The 15,249-nt window shown below is 56.9% G+C and carries 14 protein-coding genes; 6 read left to right on the top strand and 8 right to left on the bottom strand.

Translation table 11 applies throughout. The annotated features are described in order from the left end of the window. From RS75_RS20730 to RS75_RS20715, 4 genes are all read left to right on the top strand, one after another. Positions 1-447 (top strand): ABC transporter permease (locus RS75_RS20730; protein ID WP_045023984.1); only part of this gene is annotated, 447 nt, incomplete at its 5' end. Then, positions 444-2,132: a dipeptide ABC transporter ATP-binding protein gene (locus RS75_RS20725; RefSeq protein WP_045023982.1), complete on the top strand. Its 1,689-nt coding sequence runs from the start codon at positions 444-446 to the stop codon at positions 2,130-2,132. The genes RS75_RS20730 and RS75_RS20725, both read left to right, overlap by 4 nt. A gap of 39 nt (positions 2,133-2,171) precedes the next feature. Further along, complete coding sequence (locus RS75_RS20720; protein ID WP_045023980.1) at positions 2,172-3,536, top strand: LLM class flavin-dependent oxidoreductase; 1,365 nt, start codon at positions 2,172-2,174, stop codon at positions 3,534-3,536. A gap of 59 nt (positions 3,537-3,595) precedes the next feature. Continuing rightward, positions 3,596-4,558 (top strand): PLP-dependent cysteine synthase family protein, encoded by a 963-nt coding sequence (locus RS75_RS20715; RefSeq protein WP_045023990.1) that lies wholly within the window; start codon positions 3,596-3,598, stop codon positions 4,556-4,558. Positions 4,559-4,602: 44 nt separating this feature from the next. Here the strand turns inward: RS75_RS20715 and RS75_RS27390 are convergent, their stop codons facing one another. From RS75_RS27390 to RS75_RS20690, 5 genes are all read right to left on the bottom strand, one after another. Continuing rightward, positions 4,603-4,722, bottom strand: coding sequence for a LysR family transcriptional regulator (locus RS75_RS27390; protein ID WP_120947726.1), 120 nt, complete (start codon positions 4,720-4,722; stop codon positions 4,603-4,605). Positions 4,723-5,104: 382 nt separating this feature from the next. Then, complete coding sequence (locus RS75_RS20705; protein ID WP_045023978.1) at positions 5,105-5,884, bottom strand: SDR family NAD(P)-dependent oxidoreductase; 780 nt, start codon at positions 5,882-5,884, stop codon at positions 5,105-5,107. After that, entirely contained in the window at positions 5,884-6,663 is a 780-nt protein-coding gene (locus tag RS75_RS20700; RefSeq protein WP_084687129.1) for an L-iditol 2-dehydrogenase, read from the bottom strand. Before RS75_RS20700 ends, RS75_RS20705 begins: the two co-directional genes overlap by 1 nt. Positions 6,664-6,715: 52 nt before the next feature. After that, positions 6,716-7,384: a hypothetical protein gene (locus RS75_RS20695; RefSeq protein WP_045023975.1), complete on the bottom strand. Its 669-nt coding sequence runs from the start codon at positions 7,382-7,384 to the stop codon at positions 6,716-6,718. Positions 7,385-7,525: 141 nt separating this feature from the next. Next, positions 7,526-8,416 carry an AraC family transcriptional regulator gene (locus RS75_RS20690; RefSeq protein ID WP_045023989.1) on the bottom strand — a complete coding sequence of 297 codons (891 nt, stop codon included), beginning with the start codon at positions 8,414-8,416 and terminating at the stop codon, positions 7,526-7,528. Between the two features lie 445 nt (positions 8,417-8,861). Between RS75_RS20690 and tnpC the strand changes: the two genes are divergently transcribed. Together tnpC and RS75_RS20680 are read left to right on the top strand one after the other, a co-directional pair. Next, positions 8,862-10,520, top strand: a complete 1,659-nt coding sequence (gene tnpC / locus RS75_RS20685; RefSeq protein ID WP_045023973.1) for an IS66 family transposase — start codon at positions 8,862-8,864, stop codon at positions 10,518-10,520. Positions 10,521-10,696: 176 nt separating this feature from the next. Further along, positions 10,697-10,990, top strand: a complete 294-nt coding sequence (locus RS75_RS20680; protein ID WP_003521946.1) for a hypothetical protein — start codon at positions 10,697-10,699, stop codon at positions 10,988-10,990. 420 nt (positions 10,991-11,410) lie between these two features. Here RS75_RS20680 and RS75_RS20675 read toward each other — a convergent pair whose 3' ends face one another. The 3 genes from RS75_RS20675 to mdlC are packed head-to-tail and all read right to left on the bottom strand — an operon-like array spanning position 11,411 to position 15,228. Then, positions 11,411-12,490: an enolase C-terminal domain-like protein gene (locus RS75_RS20675; protein ID WP_045023969.1), complete on the bottom strand. Its 1,080-nt coding sequence runs from the start codon at positions 12,488-12,490 to the stop codon at positions 11,411-11,413. After that, the gene (locus tag RS75_RS20670) at positions 12,477-13,634 is read right to left on the bottom strand and encodes an alpha-hydroxy-acid oxidizing protein (RefSeq protein WP_045023968.1); all 1,158 of its coding nucleotides are present in this window, start codon (positions 13,632-13,634) and stop codon (positions 12,477-12,479) included. Before RS75_RS20670 ends, RS75_RS20675 begins: the two co-directional genes overlap by 14 nt. A gap of 4 nt (positions 13,635-13,638) precedes the next feature. Then, on the bottom strand, positions 13,639-15,228 hold the full coding sequence (mdlC, locus tag RS75_RS20665) for a benzoylformate decarboxylase (protein ID WP_200893652.1): 1,590 nt from the start codon (positions 15,226-15,228) through the stop codon (positions 13,639-13,641). Positions 15,229-15,249 lie beyond the last annotated feature (21 nt).

The following is a 15,249-nucleotide window of genomic DNA, read 5'->3' as shown; positions in this document are numbered from 1 at the left end:
GTGGTGGCGCTGGTGGCCGGGAGCGGCATGTTACCGCTCGTCAGCGTCATTGCCGTCACCAATTGGGTGGTTTATGCGCGGCTCGTGCGAGCGGAAGTGCTGCATATCAAGGAAATGGAATTCGTCAGCGCGGCCCGCATCGGCGGGGTCAGTCAGGCGCGGATCATTCTGCGGCATATTCTTCCCAACACAATCTCCGCCTTCGTGGTGGTTGCGACGCTTAATATCGGTTCGGTCATCCTTGCCGAATCCTCCCTCAGCTTCCTTGGTTTCGGCATCCAGCCGCCAGAGGTCTCCTGGGGACAGATGCTGAGCGACGGGCGGCAGGCGCTGGCGACAAGCTGGTGGGTCGCAACGTTCCCCGGCGTGGCGCTGACCTTGACGGTCTTCAGCATCATCCTGATCGGCGACTGGCTGCGCGACTATCTTGACCCGAGGATGCCATGACCAGACCTTCACTCCCCGTTCCCATCCTACGTTATCGCAATGCCGGGATAAGCCTTGCGAAACGCGAAGGTGAGCAAAGCCTCGTTCGCGGCGTCGACCTCGATGTGTTTCCAAACGAGATCGTCGCTCTGGTCGGTGAATCCGGTAGCGGTAAGACCCTGATGGCTCTCAGCGTGCTCGGCCTTCTGCCCAAAGGGGCATTCTTCCGCGCCGATATCGCCACGGTAAATGGTAAGGACATAACGCGGCTCAACAATTGCGGTTGGCGGGGTCTGCGCGGATCGGAAGTAGGAATCGTCTTTCAGGAGCCGCTTTCGTCTCTCAACCCGGTTTTGACCATCGGCGATCAAATCGGCGAAGTTCTTCATTACAAGAAAGGTCTTGCCCGAAAAGCGCGAGACGATCGCGCGGCTGAACTGCTCGATCTCATGGGAATTTCCGATCCCCGCAGCGTTCTCGGCAAATATCCGCACCAGCTTTCCGGCGGGATGCGCCAGCGAGTGATGCTGGCCATCGCCATGGCGGGCGAGCCACGCCTGCTCATCGCCGATGAGCCAACGACTGCGCTGGATAACGCCATCCAGAACCAGGTATTAGAACTCCTGGTGCAAACGGTGGCGCGCACACATATTGGCCTGCTGTTCATTACCCATGATTTGTCCATCGTCGCGCAGATCGCCGACCGGGTCGCGGTTATGAAGGATGGCGCGCTGGTGGAAAGTGCGCCCGTAAACGCCGTTTTCGCCCAGCCGGAACACGCCTATACACGCCGTCTCGTTTCGCTGGCGCCGCGCATTCCCGCCGTTGTCATGGACGGGTCGCCCGCCTATCCGAAACCGGTCGCCCAAGACGAGGAACCGAAGGTGCCGTTGCTCGAGGTTCGCGATGTGGTCAAACGCTATCCGGCACAGGGCGGTGCGTTCGCCCGCTCCAGCGACCCGCTTGCGCTGGATCGTGTTTCCGCCAGCATCTGGCCCAGCAAGACGCTGGGGCTGGTGGGGCAATCCGGTAGCGGCAAATCTTCGCTCGCCCGCGTCATAACCGGTCTGACCGCTCCGGATTCGGGCAGCGTGCTGTTTGAGGGCGCCGACATATTTTCAAAAGCCGGGAAGGAGGCGACCAAGCGCGGACGAGACATCCAGATGATATTCCAGGATCCGTTCTCCTCGCTCAACCCACGCATGAAGATCGCCGCCATTGTAACCGAGCCGATGGACGCCCACGGGTTGCTGGCGGGGAAAAGCATTGAGGGTGCGGCTGTCGAGCTGCTGGAGACGGTCGGTTTGCCCGCAGATTTCGCGCGCCGCTACCCGCATGAACTATCGGGCGGCCAGCGGCAGCGCGTGGGAATCGCGCGCGCGCTCAGCGTGCGGCCAAAGCTGCTCGTCTGCGACGAGCCGGTTTCCGCACTCGACGTGTCCGTTCAGGCGGAAATTCTCGCCCTGTTCAAGGCACTGCAACCCCTATTCGGGCTGACCTATCTGTTCATCGCCCACGGTCTCGACAGCATCTATTCCGTCAGCCACCACGTCGCGGTCATGCAGGGGGGGCAGATCGTTGAACAGGGCCTGCGCGACGAGGTTTTCGGTAATCCGCAGCATCCCTACACGCGCTCGTTGCTGGCGGCGATGCTGGATTCCGATCCGCAATCCAGCCGTTTCCGCCCGCACCGGCGGGCGGTTTGAGCACATGTTTCAAGACTCCCGGTCATAAGGATCATTCCCATGTATTCCGGCTCCCAAAACCAGCCATACCGGAAAATCCGTTTCGGATATTTTCACCAGCCGGTCGGACGGCATCCCTCTGCATGGCGTCGTCCGGAGGCAGAGGGGCATCCGGAAGATCTCGCCTGGGCGATCCGTGTCGCCAGAAAGGTTGAAGCAGGGCTTTTCGATATGTTCTTCCTGGCTGATGGCCTCGTCGGCCCAAATCCGCATGAGCAGGGCAAGGCCGGCGGGCTGGAGCCGCTGACCCTGCTTGGCGCGCTTGCCGCATCCACCACCAATATCGGTCTGGTGGGGACCATCTCCACCACCTTTTCCGAGCCGTTCAACGTGGCCCGAATGCTCGCTTCGCTCGATCACATCAGTGGTGGGCGAAGCGGTTGGAACGTGGTGACTTCGCAGTCGGATCGCGCGGCCCAGAATTTCGGGCATGAGCGATTGCTCGATCATGCCGAGCGTTACGCGCGCTCGGCCGAATTCGTCGATGTCGTGAAAAAACTGTGGAACAGTTGGGATGACGGCACGCTCGTACTGGACAAGGCGCGCGGTGCTTTCATCGAGTCCGCGCGTATTCGCGAGGTCAATCACAAAGGGCGCTTTTTCTCGGTTCGCGGGCCGCTCAATGTTTCCCGCCCACCTCAGGGCCATCCCGTCATCTTCCAGGCCGGCTCCTCCAACGATGGCATCGCGCTCGCCGCGACAAAGGCCGATATAGCCTTCACCGCGCAGGATACAATCGAGGATGCCTTGTCGTATCGAGAAGCCCTGCGCACGGCTGCCGCCGCGTCCATACCCGGCTCACAAGGACCTCTGGTCTTTCCTGGCGTCATGCCCGTGGTGGGACGAACCCACAGCGAAGCCGTCGAGAAATTCGCGGCTCTTCAGGAGAGTACGGATATTGCGGCGGGTATTCGTCAGCTTTCCGGCCGCTGGGGATATGACCTTTCGGGATACGATCTTGACGGACCGGTGCCGGAACCCGGCACCAACGTTCACGGTCAAAGCCGTGTACAGCTTCTGCTGAAAAAAGCGCACGCCGAAGGCTACAGGCTGCGTGACCTCGCGGCGTTGGCAATCGCCTCGCACGGGCACCGCATCATCGTCGGCTCGGTCGAGGAAGTAGCAGACGATCTGGAGCACTGGTTCAAGATTGGCGCCGCCGACGGGTTTAACATCATTCCCGCATCCATGCCTGACGGCGTGGACGATTTCGTCGATCTCGTGATCCCTGAATTGCAGCGCCGTGAGCTCTACCGCACTGCTTACGAGGCAAAAACCTTACGGGGGCTGCTTGGCCTCCCGTCCCCGCGGCAGCCACATGAGGATCAATCGGGGCGGCAAGCCGCTGGCGCTACCGCAGCTTGATGGACTGCCAACCGGGGGGTGAACCCGTTACTCAAATCCAAGTCGCAGGAGATCGCGCAGTGGCAAGAATATACAGTGAGCTATCAGAACTTATAGGGAACACCCCGCTTATCGATCTGCAGAGGATTAGAAAAAGCAGAGACATTCAATCCCGTATCCTTGCCAAAATCGAATATCTCAACCCAGCCGGCAGCATCAAGGACCGCACTGCTTGGTCTATTATCAAGGAAGCAGAGAGGAGCGGCAGATTGAGACTAGGCGATTTGCTGGTCGATATCACCAGCGGCAATACGGGGATCGGCCTTGCTGCGGTGGCAGCCTCCCGGGGATATCGGACGAAGTTCTACCTTCGGGATATCATCAGTCAGGATAAGATCAACATCCTGCGCCAGTTTGGCGCGGAGGTCGTGCTGGTCGACAACAATGAATTTCTGGTTCCAGACGGAATTTTCGCTGTGCTGGAGCGAATAAAAAGAGAGAATCCCGAAGCGTTCTTTACCGATCAACGGACCAATCCAGCCAATCCGCTCATTCACGCGGAAACGACCGGTCCAGAGATCTGGCAAGATACCGGCGGTGCGGTAGACATATTGGTTGGCACGGTTGGCACGGGCGGGACGATAAGCGGTGCCGGCCGGTTCCTCAAGGAGCGGAAACCGGAACTGCAAGTAGTCGTCTGCGAACCGACAGCGGATTCCGTGCCCACGAAAGACAATCCTTATGCGGAGGCGATCGAAGGAGTCCATAAAGTTACGGAGGTGGACGAGACCCATCTGCCAGAGACTTACGACAGCACCGTCGTCGATGAAGTGATTGCCGTCACGACCGCCCAAGCGCGGGAAATGGCGCTTTTGGTCGCACGGGAAGAGGGCCTTCTGATCGGAACATCGTCCGGCGCCGCGGTTTCCGTCGCCCTCGTTCTCGCGGCGCGACCGCAGAATGCCGGAAAGAACATCGTCGTAATTATCCCGGACAGCGGAGAGAGATATCTCTCTTCGGCTTCCGTTGCAGCTGAACGGTAGCCTGTTCGATCAAACAGTGGCATGACAAGCTGGTCCTCCAGCTTCTATATCGAATAGGTGATCGCAGACTGAGCACGATTAAGCGCCCGAACAGCGCCGGAAAAACTCCCCGCGTCGACGGCCGTCGTGAAAACCAGCAATTGATCGATCGTCAGCGAATGCATGCCTATCAAATTAGCTGAACGTGTTCTTCAAAACAAACTCGATATCTTCAATGGTTTTACCGTGCCAATTTTGATCGCCGGCATGAATTGTTCTTCATCGCCATTCGGGCAGAGATACCGACATCAAAAATAAAATGAATGACTATGACCCGCTTCGCGTTGCTATTTGTCGCCTTACTGTTCCTTACCGGATGCCACACTACCGATCTTGGCAGTTCCATCGGCTGGCAAGAACCACCTGCATCAAACATGTAGTTTTCGAAGTAAGTGTATGGCTTCCAAAGCCATACACTTGATCTGCATCAGACATTTAGAATGTCTCTCGGGCTGCCACACATGCGACCGGGCGGCGCACCAAGTCTAAATCCCGCTCAGGCAATCTTCAGACAGTTTTTAGCATCCCGCCATCGACATGATAGGCGGAGCCAACACTGTAAGAGGCTCGAGGCGAGCAGAGAAAGACGCAGAAATCCGCGAGTTCCTCAATCGTCCCGAAACGGCGGATATCCGCATTGTCATCCGCAACCTTCTGCAGATAATCCTCCCAGCCATCTCCTGCCAATTCCCGGGCTGTTTTTTCCCAGTCCGGTGTGCGGATCAGTCCGGGATTGAGGGTGTTGACGCGGATATTGCGTTTGATCATCTCCACCGACAGGCATTTGCCAAACATCAGCAGGGCCGCCTTCGTGACGTTATAGATAGGTTCATACCAGAGCGGCTGCACCGCGCAGATAGATACGTTCATCAGCATGACGCCGCCGCCCTTGACCTCCATCTGGTCGGCCAGACTCCGGCTGAGGCGCACCGCCGCCATGACGTGGAGATCCCAGTAGGAATACCACTTCTCGTCAGGCGCTTCGGCTACCGTCTCATTGGACCCGGTGCCTGCGTTGGATACGAAAATATCGGCGCCGCCCAGTGCAGCCGCAGCCTCGATGATCGCCTGGCAGCCATCGGCCGACGAGACGTCTGATGCAACGGCGTGAGCAATCACGCCAAACTCGCTAGCGATAGCTTCAGCAGCATTTTCTACCTCCGCCGCCGTGCGTGCCGTTATAACGACGTGGCAGCCTTCTCGTGCAAAGGCTCGCGCCAGCCCAAGGCCAATACCCTTCGAGCCGCCGGTAATGACTGCGACTTTGTCTTTGAGATAGAGATCCATCAGCTCATCCACTGTCCGCCGTCGACATTGTAGCATTGCGATACCACGTAGTCGGATTCATTCGAAGCGAGAAAGACCGCCATGCCGACAAGGTCCTCGGCCGTGCCCATTCGACCATAGGGAACGGCCTCCCCGACCTCTTTTTTCTTCTGTCCGGGCGCCTTGCCTTCGTATTTGGCAAAGAAAGCATCGACGCCGTCCCAGTGCTCACCGTCGACGACACCCGGAGCAATCGCATTCACGTTGATGCCATGCTCGATCAGATTGAGACCGGCAGATTGGGTCAGACTGATCACAGCTGCCTTGGTTGCACAATAAACGGAGACCAGCGGCTCGCCACGGCGACCGGCCTGAGATGCCATGTTGATGATCTTGCCGCCTTTGCCACGACTGATCATATGCTTTGCGACAGCCTGCATTGTAAACAGCGGCCCGTAGACATTGACATCGAACACGCGACAATAATCGGCCTCCGATATCTCCACCAAGGGTGCGGCCGTGAACAGCGCGGCGTTGTTGATGAGAATATCGATGCGCCCGAGCATCTCGACAACGCCGTTCACCGCAGCCTCGATGCTATCTTTCTGTGTGACGTCGAGCTTGATCGCTATTGCTTCACGGCCGACGTCCCTCGCGGCCTCTTCGGCGCGTGCCATATCGATATCGCAGATGGCGACCCTTGCCCCTTGGGCAGCATATGCCTTGGCAAAGGCCAAGCCGATACCGCGTGCAGCCCCGGTGATCATCGCACATTTCCCGGCTAGTCGTTGTGATGACATTTTTTCCTCCCTGGGTGTCATTATGAATTGCAAAGTCAGATGGGGTCGGCCGCTAGAACATTTTCGGGAAATGGGAGGCCAGATGCTCTCGAAAGAAGCATTCGCGCTCACCGGCGAAAACTATGTTTCGTCCCCCGGCTACGCTGCCCGCCGCCACAATCTGCATCTGCGCCGGGACGCCGATGTTCTCCAACGAACGGCATGCTTTTACGCAATCCAGTAATTGCGGGTCGTCGGGCATCAGAAAGAAAGCAACGACTGGCCATTCGAACGGGATACCATATGCCAATGACGTGACCGCCCGATTGACGGGATCGCCTATGCGTCGTGCCACGCATTCGAACATTATTGCGAATGACGGATCATATCCCATAACAGCGATTGCGGCGGGTAATGCACCACCTGTAATCCCGTCAGCTATGATGCCTGCTGCGGCATCACTACCTGCATCCGCCTCAAGGATCAGCCCGAGGCAGATTGAGTTGAACTGTTCAGAAAGTTCCCTCCAGCATTGTGAAGGGGTACTGTCTGGATCCGAGCTAGGTAGATCAATGAAGATCAGTTGGGATTGCTGCCGCAACACCACATTGAAGCCTGCAGTATCAGGACACCCGAAAACATTCGTTGGGAAGATGGTGTCGCTCTTAAGGTGACCGGCTATTTCAGAAGTCTGTGCCCGATCGTAGAGAGCGTTGCTATCGACCGCTGCATTGTAGACCATCTCACATCCTCCCTCATTTCCTAGTCGAAAGATAAGGAAATGGGGAAAAATTAACTAGCGTTCGACATGCGCAAAACCGATGATATTTTATCAAAGTATATGCTCACAATCCCTAGTTTTCGAGAATATCGGGATAACAAATTACCTTCTCTGCTTTTCCAATTGACGATAGTTTCGTGGCGACATTCCGCGCAAAAGCCGGAACGTTCGATTAAAATTCGACAAGTTGTCATACCCCACCCGGTCGCAGACTTGGGTCACAGGCAGGTCGGTATGTGCGAGAAGTTCGCATGCTTTCGCCATCCGAAGCTCGCTGAGATACCGGGTGAACGTATTGCCGGTGTGCTTCCTGAAGAAGCGGGAAAACGAGCTTTCGGTCAGCCTCGCAAGTGCGGCGCAGTCCGCCAGGCGGATGTCGTTGTTGACGTTCGCATTGATATGCTGAAGGACACCGCTGACTATCCGATTGGCAACGGCATTGGCACTCGGAGAAAACCCCTCCGACGACAGGAGCACGCGCTCACTACTTGACGAGAGGATATGCAAGAGTTCCAAAAACTTGGCAAACCGCTTAACGCCCGTGGCCTTTCCAATCTCGATGACGAGTTCCCCACCCTTGTGCCGGGTTTCGCCATGAAACATGATCCCTCTGCGAGCATCGCGTAAAAGCACAGAGAGCCTACCCAGCTCAGGAATGAACGCCTCCGCTTTGGCCAGCCGATCCTCGTCAAACTGAATGACTGTATCGCGCCCCTTCACCACGTCGCTCTCATCCAACGGCGTCACCCAGTTGTGCGGCAGGTCACGGCCAACAAGAAACAGATCACCTTCGCGAAAACCACCAATATGGTCGCCTATATGGCAGGTGCCTTCGCCACGACAGATCAGATGAATTTCACATTCTGGATGGGCGTTCCAGACACTCCACGACATGGGATAATCATCGTTGCGCCAAACGAAAAACTCGCTCGGATGTGGTATGATCGGCTCATAAACTGGAGTGCGTGGGTTTCCCGGTCGGTTGGAAGACATTGTTTCTCGCAGGTCGCGGTGTTGGTTTGTCAAAGCGTAACGCATTCCCACACTGGCCAAAGCGTTTGCCTGCGACAGCACTTTATCCCAAGATCTGCCACAGCGCGAGTACGTCAACAAGACCTGCTGATGGTACGATTCTGCGTGAGGGCGTCGCGTTGGTTTCCCTCTGAACAGCGTTTCGCGTGAACAATGAGAGAGCACTTAGACCGCTTGCACTTCGTCCGAGATGACAAGCATTTTCCGGGACCTGCTTTTCTCAGCCTGCTGCCAGAGGAAATCACCTGAGAACGCGATGTGCTCCCATCCGACTGGTGAGGTAGGCCTATTCCCTTACCTCTGAACGGGCATCGACTGGCGGATGCCGCAAAGGACCTGGCGACCAACATCGGCTGGATGAGCAAAAACACTGGAATGGCGGGGGCGAATATGATTCCATCTCCCCATGAGCAACCCCGTCGACCAGCTTCCAAATGACCTTGCCAGTGCGCTTGCACTGCTGGCCGAAGAGCGTTCGCGGCGTGTTGTTGCCGAGGTAGAAGCGGCGACTGCCAAGGCAGAAGCCGCCAGCGCAAAGGCGCTCGTGTCACATTCCGAGGCGCTGATCGCGCGGCTGAAGCTGGAGATCGAGAAGGTCCGCCGAGAGCTTTACGGCAGCCGCTCCGAGCGCAAAGCGCGGCTTCTCGAACAGATGGAATTGCAGCTCGAGGAGTTGGAGGCTGATGCAGGCGAAGATGAACTGGCAGCAGAGATCGCAGCCAATGCCTCAACCGTCAGGGCCTTCGAGCGCAAGCGTCCTTCACGCAAGTCGTTTCCCGAGCATCTGCCACGCGAACGTGTCGTCATTGCTGCCCCAACAAACTGCTCCTGCTGCGGCTCGGCCAAGCTGTCGAAGCTCGGTGAGGATATCACAGAGACGCTGGAGGTCATCCCGCGTCAGTGGAAGGTCATTCAGACCGTGCGGGAGAAGTTCACTTGCCGCGAATGCGAGAAGATTACACAGCCGCCAGCACCCTTCCATGTCACACCCCGCGGCTTTGCTGGCCCGAACCTTCTGGCGATGATCCTGTTCGAGAAGTTCGCCCAGCACCAGCCGCTCAACCGCCAGAGCGAGCGTTATGCCCGTGAAGGCGTCGATCTCAGTCTGTCGACGCTTGCCGATCAAGTCGGCGCTTGTGCCGCGGCCCTGAAGCCCATCCATTCGTTGATCGAGGCCCATGTCCTGGCAGCCGAGCGACTGCATGGCGACGACACGACCGTGCCGATCCTGGCGAAGGGAAAGACCGATACCGGTCGCATCTGGACCTACGTCCGGGATGACAGACCCTTCGGCGGACAGTCACCGCCCGCCGCCCTCTACTATTCCTCTCGGGATCGGCGGCAGGAGCATCCCGAGCGACATCTGAAGTCCTTCACCGGCATATTGCAGGCGGATGCCTATGGCGGCTACAATCCGCTGTTCAAGGTAGACCGCGATCCTGCGCCTCTGCGCCAAGTACTCTGCTGGGCACATTCACGCCGCAAGTTCTTCGTGCTGGCCGACATCGCCACGAACGCCAAACGTGGCAGCAAAGCTGCGCCGATCTCGCCAATGGCATTGGAGGCCGTCAAACGGATCGATGCCCTGTTCGATATCGAACGGGAGATCAACGGTCTTGCCGCCGAGCAGCGTCTGGAGCGCCGCCGCCAACACAGCCTGCCAATCGCCGAAGAGCTGCATGATTGGCTCCAAATTGAGCGGGCAAAACTGTCGCGCAGTTCTTCCGTCGCCGAGGCGATAGATTACATGCTCAAGCGATGGGATGGCTTTACGTCATTCCTCGATGACGGCCGGATTTGCCTGACGAACAATGCTGCCGAACGAGCGCTCAGAGGCTTTGCACTCGGCAGGAAGTCATGGCTGTTTGCCGGATCGGATCGTGGTGCTGAACGTGCCGCCTTCATGGCCACGTTGGTCATGGCCGCCAAGCTCAATGACGTCGACCCACAGGCCTGGCTTGCCGACGTCCTCACCAACATTGCGGACACGTCGATCAGCAGGCTGGAGCAACTGCTGCCGTGGAACTGGACACCACCGAAGTCTTTAAGGGGGCGGGCTGCCTAACCGGGCGGCCATAGTCGGCGAGTGTACTGGACCCGGTTCCAACACTCAGGAATGTGCTATCAAAAATCCACTCGCGAAGATGCGGCGTGTCGGCTAGCGTCACGTAGGCAGGCCGTTGTTTGCGAGCAAGTCACATACCAGAGGAACCGATTTGAGAAACAACTGGGACAGCGTAAATGAATGATCACGCGCTGAGCAATGTTGTGCGTGAGGCACTCCTCCAGCTCGAAGCCGACGGCCACATTGTGATCGTGTCGACGACAATCGGGCCAATAGTCGATGCCATTGCCAACAAAGTTGCCGACGTTGTTCCGAGGACAGACCTCTCCCTTCGAGAGCTGTCAGCCACTCGGCTGCTAATTAATCAGGCCATCCACGATACTCGATTTTTCGACTGGGAAATGCCGACGCTGACTGGTTTGACTATCGAGGAGTTCAGCATCGTTGCAGGCAAATTACCGCGTGTATAGCCGGTTAAAAAATGGCACGCGATATCATGTCCGCGGCCTTCACCGGAGGGGTATTGTGGGACCGGCGGCAGTGCAGGAGGTTCGCGAAATACAAACCGCATTGGGATTGGTTGCGGCTGAAGCAGGAGTTTGCATTATTCCGTCATCTGCCCGCCAGACGCGATCGGATCGGATGTGCATTATAGATTGATCGAGGAGGTAGACGTCACGTCACCAATCATCCTCAATCATCGCGTGGGGGACAACTCGACCCACATCGACCTTATCAAGCGGCTTATCCGCGAAATGTATGCAGAAAACCCGCCTTGGCTGGACATAGAACACAATTTTCTACCTCCGGGACAATGAAACCCTACGCGGCTACGGTCTGGCTGGTTTTGGAAGAGGCGCTTTCACGCTCCTTCACTGTGACATGCCAGACTATTTGCTCAATTGGCGCACACGGTCCTCGTCCCACTCGACGCCAGTGCCGGGTTGGTCAGAGGGGAATGCCAGCCCATCTTTTATGCGTAGCCGGTCCTGCAAAATCGGCCCGGCGATATCCAGATGTTCCAGCCGATATGCTGTCGGACTGACGGATAGAACGTGTGCGCTGATTTCCTGAAACAGGTGGCTCGATAATGGCAGGGAATGCTGCTCTGCGATCGCTGATGCTTTCAACCAGGCACTTACTCCGCCGATTTTCATGATGTCGACCATTGCGAAATCTCCCGCTTTCGCCTTGACCGAAAGCATCATTTCTTCTGGACCGAACCAGTTTTCGCCAAGCTGTACGGGTATCGAAAGCGCTTGGGCCACCGCGGCGTGTCCGCTGTAATCGCCCTGCAACACTGGCTCTTCTATCCATGCGATGTCGATTTCTTCGAGATATTTGCCGCGGCGAATGGCTTCTGGCACTGTCAGGGACTGGTTATAGTCGACAAGAATCTCGAAATCATCGCCAACGGCCCTGCGGATGCTTCGCAGGACATTCAATTCTTCGCCGAAGTCGGCGTAGCCAATCTTTGTCTTGATCCCCTTGAAGCCAGCTTTTGCCGATGCAACGGCACGGTCTGTCGCAAGGCTTTCGCCATCCATACTGTGGCTGTCATAAGCGCGGATACCAACTGGGCTTCCGCCGAGGACTTGAACCAGTGGCAGGTTCAGCGTTTTTGCAAACGCATCCCAAGCGGCCATTTCAAGTCCTGCCAGCACCATTCTCAATATGCCTGCCGTGCCAAGCAGGGTGAACCGTCGCCGTAATGCTTCATCCAAAGCTTGCGGAGCAAGCGTTGAGCCGAGGATCAGTGGCTTTAAATCGCCATAGAGCGACATCAAAGCCTTTAAGACGATGGGTGTATACGCAAAGATATATGCCCTACCGGTAACGCCGGCATCCGTCTGGAGATCGATGAGAACAAGCGGCGCTGTCGGCACGATACCAGACGCTGTGCGAATGGGATAATCAAACGGGACTTCGACAGCTCGGGTTTGGAGCTGAATAATTTTAGACGGCGTCATGCTGCAATGCCTCCTCATGAATGTGTCGAACCAAAAGCTCTGAAGACAGATCGGCCACACTCGAGACACCGATCAAGGCAAGCGTTCGGTCAATTTCCTGCCGCACAAGGGAGATAACATCAAGCACGCCTTGTTCTCCCGCTGCCGCTAGTCCGAAAAGTGTCGCACGCCCCAACAACACTGCGTTGGCTCCAAGGCAAAGCGCCTTCACGACATCACTGCCGCGACGAAAGCCGCTATCGACGAGAACGGTTTCCAACGTGGCGTTTCTGACGCCTTTCAAGGTTTCCATGGGCGACAGGCAACCATCAAGCTGACGCGCACCGTGGTTGGAAAGGATGACCCCGTCAGCCCCTTCCGCTATACAACGCGCCGCATCTTCCGGGCTGAGAACGCCTTTGACGAGCAATCGTTTAGGCCACACAGCACGAAGCTGTGCGAGTGCCTCCCAGTCGAAACTGGCGTCCATTTCGCGGCGCATCAGCGCAGCTTGAGCCTCGCTCGAAACCGCTCGCCCGCTCACAAAGTTGGCCAGCTGAGGCATGCCATTGCGCAACAGATCAAGTGACCAGCGAGGATGCGTCGCGCCGTCCAGCAAGGTTTTCGCCGTGTATCGCATCGGCAAGCCGAAACCATTGCGCATATCGCGTTCGCGCCAACCGTTTACCGGAACGTCAACAGTCAGAACCAAAGTGGTATAGTCGGCAGCCAGCGCGCGACGGGTTAGATCCAACGCCAGATCGCGGCGCATGACATAGAGCTGAAACCACTTTTCACCGTCGCTCGACCTGGAGACCTCTTCGATCGATTGGGTGGATGCCGTAGACAGGACGAAGGGAACACCCTCGCGGGCTGCACAACGAGCAAGGATTGCATCGCCTTGCGGGCGTAACAGTCCGTTCAGTCCTGTCGGCCCAATCAGAAAAGGAAGCGGATAGCTCTGACCCCAAAGTGTGGTGGACAGGTCACGCTTGCTCACATCGGTAAGACGTTTCGGCTGAAAGCGCCATGAGCCGAAAACCGCTCGATTATGAGTAAGGCCAGTTTCATCTTCCGCCCCTCCATCGAGATAATCGAAAACCATTTTTGGCAGACGACGTTTCGCGAGCACGCGATAATCTTCAATCTTTACCGGCTTGGTCATGGCCTCACACCGGTGCCTTTGTTGCAACGTCAATGAGAACTGGCACGCGCGAGCCAAGTGCCCCGGAGAAAGCTTCGCGAAGCTCTGAGCAACTGTTCACGCTGAAGGCTTTCACACCATAACCCTTGGCAAGAGCGCAGAAATCTATTCCGGGAACATCCATCCCCGGTACGTCGGTTGCACCAAGAACACCGGCAAACCAACGCAATGCTCCATAGGTGCCATTCCGCAAGATAATAAAGATCACGGGTAGATCATACTGGGCTGCGGTCCAAAGTGACTGAATAGAGTAATTCGCAGAGCCATCGCCAATCAACGCGACGACAGGACGTTCTGGATTCGCCAGCTTTACCCCCAATGCAGCAGGCATCGCAAAGCCCAGGCCACCAGCGGCGCAGAAATAATAATTTCCCTGCTGGTCCATCTTCAACCGCTCCCAAAGTTCGGCAGTCGTAGACGTGGACTCGTTGAGATACACCGTATTGGCTGGTGAAAGTTCATCAACAATATCGAAGACATTTCCCGGTGCCAGCGGCCCATTTTCAGGTTCGGCAAGTCGCTCCGGTCTGGAAACGGCTGTTGGCGCTGGCCTGTCTGTTTGTGGGACTTTGGCCGCGAGTAGCTCAAGTGTTCCACCAATATCAGCGATCAGCGCATCACCCATCGGTGCGCGTGCAGCTTCGCCAATGTCGCATGTAATGGCAAACAGCCGGGCACCGTCAGGCAGCCATGAACCGGGTTCGTATTGATGATAACGCAATACTGGCGCGCCGATGACAACGATGAGATCGTAGTCTGAAAGCAGTTTGGAAATGGTCGCAATACCAGCGGGCAATATGCCTTTGAACAATCGATGCGAGGTGGGATACGGGCAGCGAGGTGACGAGGGCGCTGCCCAGACAGGCGAATTGAGGCGCTCTGCCAGCGCAACGGCGTGAGGCTGCGCCCGCGCAGCATCCACATCGTGCCCCAGAACCAACACCGGATTGCGGGCTGTCGCGAACATAGTCACAAGCGATTCGAGTGTTTTCTCATCAGGGGTACCGGCCATTGCGACACGGCGTTCACCCAGCTTTTCATCGAAAGCGCCAACCGGCTTATCCCAATCATCGTATGGCACAGAAAGATAAACAGGTCCGGGTGCCGGCATTGTCGCGAGATGGATCGCGCGGGCAACTGCATGGGGAACCTCATCCGGGCTGGCCGGCTCATGGCTCCATTTCACCAAAGGTCTGGGGAGCATCGTTGCATCCACATTGGTCAGCAATGGTTCGATACCCGTCATGGTTCTAACCTGCTGCCCGGCTGTCACAATAACCGGGGAGTGCGCATTCCAGGCATTGGTGAGAGCACCCATCGCATTTCCGCTACCCGCTGCGGCGTGGAGGTTGACGAGGGCTGGTTGACCTGTTGCTTGCGCATAACCATCGGCCATGCCCAGAACGACGCCTTCGTGCAATCCTAGAAAGTATTTGAAATCGCTTGGAAAATCATGAAGGAAAGGTAACTCGTTCGACCCGGGATTACCAAAAACCTTGGTGATCCCGTGTTGACGCAAGACGGCATAAGTCGCTTCCCGTACTGTTTTCACCATAATCTTCGCAAGCTCCTCGTG

This window comes from Rhizobium nepotum 39/7 (genome assembly GCF_000949865.1).
GTDB lineage: Bacteria > Pseudomonadota > Alphaproteobacteria > Rhizobiales > Rhizobiaceae > Agrobacterium > Agrobacterium nepotum.
The sequence above is the reverse complement of the archived record's forward strand: the minus strand, read 5'-3'. Positions and strand labels throughout refer to the sequence as shown.

Coding starts and splice junctions, on each gene's coding strand:
- RS75_RS20680 (WP_003521946.1), top strand. CDS start 10,697: ATGAATGATCACGCGCTGAGCAATGTTGTGCGTGAGGCACTCCTCCAG.
- RS75_RS20695 (WP_045023975.1), bottom strand. CDS start 7,384: ATGGTCTACAATGCAGCGGTCGATAGCAACGCTCTCTACGATCGGGCA.
- RS75_RS20705 (WP_045023978.1), bottom strand. CDS start 5,884: ATGGATCTCTATCTCAAAGACAAAGTCGCAGTCATTACCGGCGGCTCG.
- RS75_RS20690 (WP_045023989.1), bottom strand. CDS start 8,416: ATGTCTTCCAACCGACCGGGAAACCCACGCACTCCAGTTTATGAGCCG.
- RS75_RS20720 (WP_045023980.1), top strand. CDS start 2,172: ATGTATTCCGGCTCCCAAAACCAGCCATACCGGAAAATCCGTTTCGGA.
- RS75_RS20700 (WP_084687129.1), bottom strand. CDS start 6,663: ATGTCATCACAACGACTAGCCGGGAAATGTGCGATGATCACCGGGGCT.
- RS75_RS20675 (WP_045023969.1), bottom strand. CDS start 12,490: ATGACGCCGTCTAAAATTATTCAGCTCCAAACCCGAGCTGTCGAAGTC.
- RS75_RS20725 (WP_045023982.1), top strand. CDS start 444: ATGACCAGACCTTCACTCCCCGTTCCCATCCTACGTTATCGCAATGCC.
- tnpC (WP_045023973.1), top strand. CDS start 8,862: ATGAGCAACCCCGTCGACCAGCTTCCAAATGACCTTGCCAGTGCGCTT.
- RS75_RS27390 (WP_120947726.1), bottom strand. CDS start 4,722: ATGCATTCGCTGACGATCGATCAATTGCTGGTTTTCACGACGGCCGTC.
- RS75_RS20670 (WP_045023968.1), bottom strand. CDS start 13,634: ATGACCAAGCCGGTAAAGATTGAAGATTATCGCGTGCTCGCGAAACGT.
- mdlC (WP_200893652.1), bottom strand. CDS start 15,228: ATGGTGAAAACAGTACGGGAAGCGACTTATGCCGTCTTGCGTCAACAC.